The sequence below is a fragment of the Vibrio sp. 10N.261.51.F12 genome (assembly GCF_041471725.1).
Lineage (GTDB): Bacteria > Pseudomonadota > Gammaproteobacteria > Enterobacterales > Vibrionaceae > Vibrio.
Genome location: NZ_JBFROV010000028.1, coordinates 31409 through 38299, shown reverse-complemented (window position 1 = coordinate 38299; position 6891 = coordinate 31409). Strand labels below are relative to the sequence as shown.

Genomic DNA, 6891 nt, shown 5'->3' with positions numbered 1-6891 from the left:
GTCTTCTTAACTATATATTCTTCTCTAAGTCTGTACTTAGGTTGAAAAGCTTTGCTGCGGTCGTGGCGGAATTGGTAGACGCACCAGATTTAGGTTCTGGCGCCGAGAGGTGTGAGAGTTCAAGTCTCTCCGACCGCACCATTATCAAGAAAGTTCGTCATTTGACGGACTTTTTTTCGTTTTAACCCCAGTTATTTTTTCGTTTTAAACCCCAGTGACTCTGAACGAACAAGGTTTAGATTAACGCTTTGTCATCCCTCACATAATCGCTCGCCTCCACTACTTTTTACATCAAACTTCCCTCACTCTGGTGATTCATCATCACAAACAAAAGAAGTTATATGTCGAAGTCAACCATCCCACTAACCGTTGGGCAGTATACTGAAGGCGTTCAGCCTGGGTTTAGCCAGATCATGATGAATCTAGAGGCGGATAAACCAAATACCGTACTTCGTGTTTCTAACGTCGATAGTCCATCTTATATTGCTCAATCTCCCCTCGGCTTCTACGCTATTTCAGAAAAGAGTCACAAAGATAATACCGCCTTGTATTTCTTCGATAACACGATGACTGAGCAAGCGATCACGTTACTCCAAGGCGATTACCCTTGTCATGTGTCTTTGTCCGAATGCCATCAATTCCTTGGTGTTTCACATTATGGTTCCGGCAGTTTTGACATATTTAGTCTGACCTCAACTGGGCATATAGGGCATCAGTTAGCATCGATTCACAACACAGGGAAAGGCCAGCATCCGACTCGACAACAGAGCCCACATGGTCATCAGCTGATGTTTGTTCCTCGCTCTAATTCACTGGTCACCGTCGACCTAGGGATCGATGAACTCAATTTTTACCACTATGCTTCAAATAATATTATTCACCAGCAACGGCTCTCACTTCCTTCAGGAAGTGGGCCAAGGCACCTGGTATTTACCCAAGACGGTTTGTTTGGCTTTGTATTGTGTGAATTAGATGAGACGCTGTGTGTGATTGAAAGAAAGGGTCGAGGGGAATGGCGGGTAATTCATTCACAACAAGGCTTCCCTGAACACGAATGCAAGGAAGCGGCTGGCGCGATCAAACTGTCACCAGATGAACGCTATGTCTACATTACTGGGCGTGGTCAGTCCGTGATCAGTTGGTTTGATATCACGAGCCAATCTGCCCCTAGCTATCAAGGTTACGTGGCTAGTAATGGGGTATTCCCAAGGGATATCGGCATCACTCAAAATGGCTTATATCTCATTGCCGCCAACCAACACTCCAATAACCTTGCCTTCTTCTCTTTAGATAAAAAGACAGGTCAGCCCACACTGATGCCAGAGACCCTGGCACTAGCAAACCCGGTTTGTGTACTCATTGGACACTCTTAATAACGTTGTAATGACGAGGATACCCCGACTTAACAGCGCATTTTACTTAAGTCCCATCGCATAACGAAGGACCTGAGTTTTAATCGGCCCCGAGTGCTCGGCAAGTTTAAGTAGGGCATTACGGGCAAACTGCAGCGGCGAAAGCGTATTACTAAAGCCCTTATAAAAGACATCCATACCCGTTTGCATCAACAAGTTATCTGGACGTCGATGTAACTCATACTTACTAAGAACTTTAGAACTTAAAGCCTGCCCCTCTGATAACCGTATGAGCGCTTCGACATCTTTGAAGCCAAGGTTAACGCCTTGGCCTGCTAGTGGATTGATAGTATGGGCAGAATCACCAACCAAAACGCAACCGTGCTTAGCGTATTGCTGTGCATGACGGCGTGTTAATGGAAATGAACCATGAGCCAAAACCTCTATCTCTCCGAGCTCTGCAGGGTAGCAACGCTGGATTTCAAGCTTTAACTGCTTAGGTGTCATCGCCTTGAGCTGTTTAATTCTTCTTGGAGAGTCATACCACACTAGTGAGCCTTGGTGGCCACAAAGCGGCAGAAACGAGCGAGGCCCAGAAGGTGTAAACCACTGCCAAGTGATATCTTGTTGCGGCAGCGTCGTTTCTACGTTGATGAGCATACACTCTTGACGATAATCCCATGCGGTAATGCCAATACCTGCCGCTTGTCGCACTTTCGAATTCGCTCCATCGGCCCCCACAACAAACGAGGTCTCAAGTTGCCTACCCGATTCAAGTAACAGTGTATTGAGCTCTCCATTATACGATATCGAATCTAAGCCATCAGAATCAATAACGTTCAAGTTGCTATACTGAGCGAATTGAGACCACAGCCCCAGCTGAATCAATCGATTTTCGACAATGTAGCCAAGTCGTTCAAGCCCTAGTGACTCGGCATGAAAACGAAGCCGACACTCTTCTGCTTCCCAAGTTTCCAGTCGAGAATATGAACAGGTCCGCATGGCGGCAATCTCATCCCAAGCGCCGAGTTGCGTGAGTAGATCCACGGAATGTTGAGAAATAGCCGATACCCTGAGATCCATGGGTTGGGCAGCGTCGAAGGCCTTAGGCTCGAATTTTTCAACTAAAGCCACCGAACGCCCCTGCTTTGCAAAACCAATTGCAACGGCTGCGCCAACCATTCCACCACCAACGACAACGATTTCAAACTGTTCCATTGTTCACTACTACCCTGAATTCTACGTATTTTTATTGTACGGTTCGTACCATCAAAGGGCGAGTAATTTTCACTAAATTTCCTTACATATGCAGAGGCTATTTTTGTCATGCATCATTGATGACATAAGCGCTCAAAGAGTTTTCTTGCTACTACTAGTCAGGCGGTTTTTAAAGCAGTACAATACGCCGCTTACCGCCGAGATGGCGGCTATAATTTAAACAATAGTTCTACCAAATTTAAATAACTGACGAGCGATAGTGATGAGTAAGAAACTGCTAATTAAAACCTGGGGTTGCCAGATGAACGAATACGATTCATCAAAAATGGCCGACCTGCTTAATGCTGCAAACGGCTATGAGCTGACAGATGTGCCTGAGGAAGCAGACGTCTTACTTTTGAATACCTGTTCAATCCGCGAAAAGGCACAAGAAAAGGTATTCCATCAACTCGGTCGTTGGAAAACACTTAAAGACAAAAAAGAAGGTGTCGTGATTGGTGTTGGTGGTTGTGTCGCAACCCAAGAAGGCGATCACATCCGTAAACGTGCTCCGTTTGTTGACGTAATTTTTGGTCCACAAACCCTTCACCGTCTACCAGAAATGATTCGTCGCTCTCAAAGCGATGAAGCGCCAGTAATGGACATCTCTTTCCCAGAGATTGAAAAGTTCGACAACCTTCCAGAGCCACGCGCTGAAGGCGCAACAGCCTTCGTTTCCATTATGGAAGGTTGTTCAAAGTACTGCACGTACTGCGTCGTACCGTATACACGTGGCGAAGAAGTTAGCCGCCCAATGGATGACGTGCTTTTTGAAATCGCACAACTTGCTGAGCAAGGGGTTCGTGAAGTCAACCTTCTAGGTCAGAACGTCAATGCGTTCCGTGGTCCAATGCACGATGGTGATATTTGTTCATTTGCTGATTTATTGCGTCTTGTCGCTTCCATTGATGGTATCGACCGTATTCGCTTTACGACCAGTCACCCATTAGAATTTACCGACGATATCATCGCGGTGTATGAAGATACGCCAGAGCTAGTCAGCTTCCTTCACCTTCCGGTCCAAAGTGGCTCAGATCGTGTATTGACCATGATGAAACGTCCTCATACTGCCATCGAATATAAATCGATTATTCGTAAGTTGAGAAAAGCGCGCCCAGGTATTCAAATTAGTTCTGATTTCATCGTTGGCTTCCCAGGTGAAAGCGACAAAGATTTCCAAGACACAATGAAGCTGATCAAAGACGTTGATTTTGATATGAGCTTTAGCTTTGTTTTCTCACCACGCCCAGGGACACCTGCAGCAGATTATCCTTGCGATCTTTCTGAGCAAACCAAAAAAGATCGCCTGGCTGAGCTTCAACAAACGGTGAATTCACAAGCTATGCGATACTCTCGTCTAATGCTAGACACTGAGCAACGAATCTTGGTTGAAGGCCCTTCTAAGAAGAACCTAATGGAGCTTCGCGGTCGTACAGAGAATAGCCGAGTGGTTAACTTTGAAGGCAGCGCAGATTTAATTGGTCAGTTTGTTGACGTGAAAATCGTTGATGTCTTCGCAAACTCTCTTCGAGGCGAGTTACTCCGTACTGAAAAAGATATCGATCTTCGTGTTGTGACGTCTCCAACAGAAATGATGGAAAAAACTCGTCGCGAAGATGAGTTAGGTGTGGCAACCTTTACGCCTTAACTCCTAATGAGGAGCCCGGTCTCAATCGGGCTCTATACATCGCCCAAAGGGCATATGTGAGGCCACATTGAGTAATAAAATAGTTACCTTAGAGATTAACCTAGAGCCCTCTGATAACCGCCGCCTTTCTAGTTTATGCGGTCCTTTCGATGACAATATCAAGCACTTAGAACGCCGTTTGGGCGTAGAAATCAATCATCGCAGCAACTTTTTCACCATTGTGGGTAAACCACATACCACTGCAGCTGCGTTAGATATCATCAAATCATTATATGTTGATACTGCGCCAGTTCGTGGTCAGTTCCCTGATATTGAACCTGACCAAATTCACCTAGCGGTGAAAGAATCCGGTGTCCTTGAGCAAACCGCTGAATCTGAGTTGGCTCACGGTAAAGAAGTATTTATTCGCACTAAAAAAGGCATTATTAAGCCTCGTACGCCTAACCAAGGGCAATATCTCGTCAATATGGTGACGCATGATATCAGCTTTGGTATTGGCCCGGCAGGTACGGGTAAAACCTACCTTGCGGTTGCTGCCGCCGTTGATGCACTCGAGCGTCAAGAAATTCGTCGTATTTTGCTTACTCGCCCTGCTGTTGAGGCAGGCGAAAAACTCGGCTTCTTACCCGGTGATTTAAGCCAGAAGGTCGACCCATACTTGCGCCCACTCTATGATGCATTGTTTGAAATGCTGGGCTTTGAGCGTGTCGAAAAGCTCATTGAGCGTAATGTCATTGAGGTCGCACCTTTAGCCTACATGCGCGGACGTACCCTCAACGACGCCTTCATCATTCTAGATGAAAGCCAAAATACAACCGTTGAACAAATGAAAATGTTCCTCACGCGTATTGGATTTAACTCTCGCGCCGTCATTACTGGTGATGTCACTCAAATAGATTTGCCTCGTGGCGCTAAATCGGGTCTACGCCACGCCGTCGAAGTGTTAAGTGATGTTGACGAGATCAGTTTCAATTTCTTCCAAGCTGATGATGTGGTTCGACATCCAGTGGTGGCTCGCATCGTTAATGCCTATGAAAAGTGGGAATCTGAAGACCAAAAAGCTCGTAAAGAAATTGAGCGTCGTCGTCGCGAAGAATATGATGCAGTTAAGGCCAATAACAGCGCCGCAAATAATGGCACAACCAATACAACGCCATCGGCAGGTGAATAATGAGCATTGAACTTGATCTACAGCTAGCGGTCGAATCTGAAGAAGGGTTACCATCGCAAGCCGATATTCAGCACTGGCTAGACAAAACAATCACTCCATTTCAAAAAGACGCTGAACTCACAGTGAGAATTGTGGATGAGGAAGAAAGTCACCAGTTGAATCACGACTATCGTGGCAAAGACAAATCAACTAATGTGCTGTCTTTTCCGTTTGAAGCACCGCCAGGAATCGAGATTAGTTTGCTCGGTGATCTGGTTATTTGTCGCCAAGTTGTCGAAAAAGAAGCAAAAGAGCAGTCAAAAAGCCAAACTGCACACTGGGCACATATGGTTGTACACGGCAGCCTTCATCTGCTAGGTTATGATCATATTGACGATAATGAAGCCGACGAAATGGAAGCTTTAGAAACCGAAATCATGCTAGATATGGGATTTGAAGACCCTTATATAGCAGAGAAACAATAGAGGCATCTCCGCCTCTTCTTATGTGCGCTATCACACGTCTGATAGCATTCTGAATTGAGAAATCATGAACGAAGAGTCTTCTCCCTCTCACCCCGAGGGAAACAGCAAAAAATCTGAAGGTCCGAGTAGAAAGTCCTTCTTTGAGCGCCTAGGTCAAATATTTCAAGGTGAGCCAAAAGATCGCCAAGAATTAGTCGATGTCATCCGTGACTCTGAGATTAACGACCTAATTGACCATGACACACGCGATATGCTCGAGGGTGTCATGGAAATTTCCGAAATGCGAGTGCGTGATATCATGCTGCCTCGCTCACAAATGGTCACTATCGAACGTTCTGATGACTTCGATAAATTGATTGGACTAATGACTGATGCACAGCATTCTCGCTACCCAGTTATTAGCGAAGACAAAGACCATGTGGAAGGTATTCTCTTAGCTAAGGACCTACTCCGCTATTTGGGCTCCAATAGTGCCCCTTTTGACATTGAAGAAGTCATTCGCCCTGCCGTCGTCGTGCCAGAAAGTAAACGGGTTGACCGCTTGCTTAAGGAGTTCCGAGAGGAACGCTATCACATGGCGATCGTTGTCGACGAATTCGGTGGTGTTTCAGGTCTTGTGACCATTGAAGACATCCTAGAAGAAATTGTCGGCGAAATCGAAGATGAGTTTGATGACGATGATGAACTCGATATCAGAAAGCTCAGCAAACATACGTTTGCCGTCAAAGCACTGACAACAATCGAAGAGTTTAATGACACCTTTGGTTCTACCTTCAGTGATGAAGAAGTCGATACCGTCGGTGGATTGATCATGACAGCGTTCGGTCACCTACCTGTAAGAGGGGAAGTGGTTGAGATAGAAAACTATAGCTTTAAAGTAACTGCCGCTGATAATCGTCGCGTCGTACAAGTTCAAGTGACCATTCCCGATCTTGAGGTTACACCCAGTGCTGAAGAATAACAGCACGATGTTCACCGGTTAAGTGAGACCATCATTAA

Annotated in this window: 6 protein-coding genes and 1 tRNA gene; 6 read left to right on the top strand and 1 reads right to left on the bottom strand. The window is 45.7% G+C overall.

All coding sequences use genetic code 11. The features are described 5' to 3' along the window. The first annotated feature begins 56 nt into the window (after positions 1 to 56). Together AB4405_RS16290 and AB4405_RS16285 are read left to right on the top strand one after the other, a co-directional pair. Positions 57 to 141 (top strand) — tRNA-Leu (locus AB4405_RS16290). Positions 142 to 341: 200 nt separating this feature from the next. Continuing rightward, entirely contained in the window at positions 342 to 1373 is a 1032-nt protein-coding gene (locus AB4405_RS16285; RefSeq protein WP_372061846.1) for a lactonase family protein, read from the top strand. 42 nt (positions 1374 to 1415) lie between these two features. Here AB4405_RS16285 and AB4405_RS16280 read toward each other — a convergent pair whose 3' ends face one another. Further along, positions 1416 to 2570 carry a 2-octaprenyl-3-methyl-6-methoxy-1,4-benzoquinol hydroxylase gene (locus AB4405_RS16280; protein WP_102470824.1) on the bottom strand — a complete coding sequence of 385 codons (1155 nt, stop codon included), beginning with the start codon at positions 2568 to 2570 and terminating at the stop codon, positions 1416 to 1418. A gap of 262 nt (positions 2571 to 2832) precedes the next feature. On the opposite strand from AB4405_RS16280, the gene miaB reads away from it, so the two are divergent. The 4 genes from miaB to corC all read left to right on the top strand — a co-directional run bounded on the left by miaB (position 2833) and on the right by corC (position 6853). Further along, complete coding sequence (gene miaB / locus AB4405_RS16275) at positions 2833 to 4257, top strand: tRNA (N6-isopentenyl adenosine(37)-C2)-methylthiotransferase MiaB (protein ID WP_102532339.1); 1425 nt, start codon at positions 2833 to 2835, stop codon at positions 4255 to 4257. Between the two features lie 67 nt (positions 4258 to 4324). Then, positions 4325 to 5428 (top strand): PhoH family protein, encoded by a 1104-nt coding sequence (locus AB4405_RS16270; protein ID WP_241903171.1) that lies wholly within the window; start codon positions 4325 to 4327, stop codon positions 5426 to 5428. Then, positions 5428 to 5892: an rRNA maturation RNase YbeY gene (gene ybeY / locus AB4405_RS16265; protein WP_372061845.1), complete on the top strand. Its 465-nt coding sequence runs from the start codon at positions 5428 to 5430 to the stop codon at positions 5890 to 5892. Before AB4405_RS16270 ends, ybeY begins: the two co-directional genes overlap by 1 nt. A 64-nt stretch (positions 5893 to 5956) precedes the next feature. Continuing rightward, entirely contained in the window at positions 5957 to 6853 is an 897-nt protein-coding gene (gene corC, locus AB4405_RS16260; protein WP_102470821.1) for a CNNM family magnesium/cobalt transport protein CorC, read from the top strand. Positions 6854 to 6891 lie beyond the last annotated feature (38 nt).

What these genes read in the sequence shown, in the direction of transcription:
- AB4405_RS16285 (WP_372061846.1), top strand. Translation starts at nt 342, where the DNA reads ATGTCGAAGTCAACCATCCCACTAACCGTTGGGCAGTATACTGAAGGC.
- AB4405_RS16280 (WP_102470824.1), bottom strand. Translation starts at nt 2,570, where the DNA reads ATGGAACAGTTTGAAATCGTTGTCGTTGGTGGTGGAATGGTTGGCGCA.
- miaB (WP_102532339.1), top strand. Translation starts at nt 2,833, where the DNA reads ATGAGTAAGAAACTGCTAATTAAAACCTGGGGTTGCCAGATGAACGAA.
- ybeY (WP_372061845.1), top strand. Translation starts at nt 5,428, where the DNA reads ATGAGCATTGAACTTGATCTACAGCTAGCGGTCGAATCTGAAGAAGGG.
- corC (WP_102470821.1), top strand. Translation starts at nt 5,957, where the DNA reads ATGAACGAAGAGTCTTCTCCCTCTCACCCCGAGGGAAACAGCAAAAAA.